The 1,542-nt window shown below is 36.6% G+C and carries 2 protein-coding genes; both read left to right on the forward strand.

Annotated features, from left to right (window positions below):
• Window positions 1-819 (forward strand): alanine racemase (locus tag V7149_RS20995; protein WP_335347538.1); only part of this gene is annotated, 819 nt, incomplete at its 5' end.
• Between the two features lie 186 nt (window positions 820-1,005).
• Window positions 1,006-1,542: SOS response-associated peptidase (locus V7149_RS21000; RefSeq protein WP_335347539.1), on the forward strand; the 537-nt coding region annotated here is incomplete at its 3' end.

Genomic DNA, 1,542 nt, shown 5'->3' on the forward strand with positions numbered 1-1,542 from the left:
CTATCTGAGAACATTGACATCTCTTTTGGCATCGATAATATCTATCAAGTAAATGAAATTGAAGAGGTTTTCGAAGGAGCAAAGAAAAAAGCTCAAGTTCTTGTAGAAATTGAGGTTGGAGAGGAACGCTCCGGGATTATTGAAGAAAATGATTTTCGTATTTTATTAGAAGCTGTTAAAGGGTGTAAAAATGTTGAATTTAAAGGTGTTTTTTCTCATGATGGACATACTTATAAGGCAGAAAATATAGAAGAATGCAGAGAGCTCTATGTTGCAAGTGTAAAAAGAACATTGTATTTTGCGGAAATAGCAGAAGAGATGGGCCTCAAACCAAAAGTCGTAAGTATCGGTTCTACTCCACCTTTCATACTGAAATTTGAAATACCAAAAGGTGTCACGGAAATTAGACCAGGGACTTATATCTTTATGGATTCCTCCCAGGCAAATGTAATCGGTACGTATGACCAATGCGCTGCATCAGTTCTTACGACAATCATTAGTAAGCCAACTAAGGAACGAGTTATTACAGACGTAGGAGCGAAAGGAATTACAGCTCAAACTAGAAGTAAAGGACTTACAAAAACAAAAGGTCTTGGTCTTATTAAAGAATTTGATGATGTCCATATTTTTGGTGTTTTTGACGAACATGCTATCATTTACAATGAGGATTTCAGCAACCAAGTGAATGTAGGAGATAAAGTGCAAATCATCCCTAACCATATTTGCCCGGTTTGTAATTTATATGAAAAAGCCTTTCTAATTTCGGAAGATGAAATCGTGGAAGAGTTATTGGTAGAATGTAGGGGGAAATTGCAATAAATCAATCTTCTCCTATATAGATTAAAAGAAAGGGTTAGCTATTCATAGTTTATTTGTGAATGGCTAACCCTTTTGTTTTGCTTTACAAATAAGATAATTTGGTGCATTACGAGGACTCCATTACTTATTTTGAAAGTAACCGCTAATTCCTGATAAAATAAACAAAACAATCATGAGGTGATCTATATGTGCGGCCGTTTCACATTAACAGCTTCTTTCGAGCAAATTATTGACCGGTTTGATATCGAACAATTTATTGAAGAAGATTTATTTTCTCCAAATTACAATGTGGCTCCTTCACAATCTGTTTTATCGGTCATCAATGATGGCAGTAAAAACAGATTAGGTTTTTTAAGATGGGGCTTAATCCCCTCCTGGGCAAAAGACGAGAAAATTGGCTACAAACTGATTAATGCAAGGGCTGAAACGTTAAATGAGAAACCTAGCTTTCGCCATGCATACAAGAATAGACGCTGTTTAGTCATTGCTGACAGCTTCTATGAATGGAAGCGGCATGATGATAATACGAAGACTCCGATACGGATAAAACTGAAGTCGGATCAGCTATTTGCGATGGCTGGTTTATGGGAACAATGGAAATCTCCACAAGGGAAATCGGTATTCACCTGCTCTGTGATCACGACAACACCCAATGATCTCGTAAAAGACATTCATGATCGTATGCCAGTTATTTTAAAGCCGGAAGATGAAAAAAATTGGCTG

The sequence above is a fragment of the Bacillus sp. JJ1503 genome, assembly GCF_036965125.1.
GTDB lineage: Bacteria > Bacillota > Bacilli > Bacillales > Cytobacillaceae > Cytobacillus.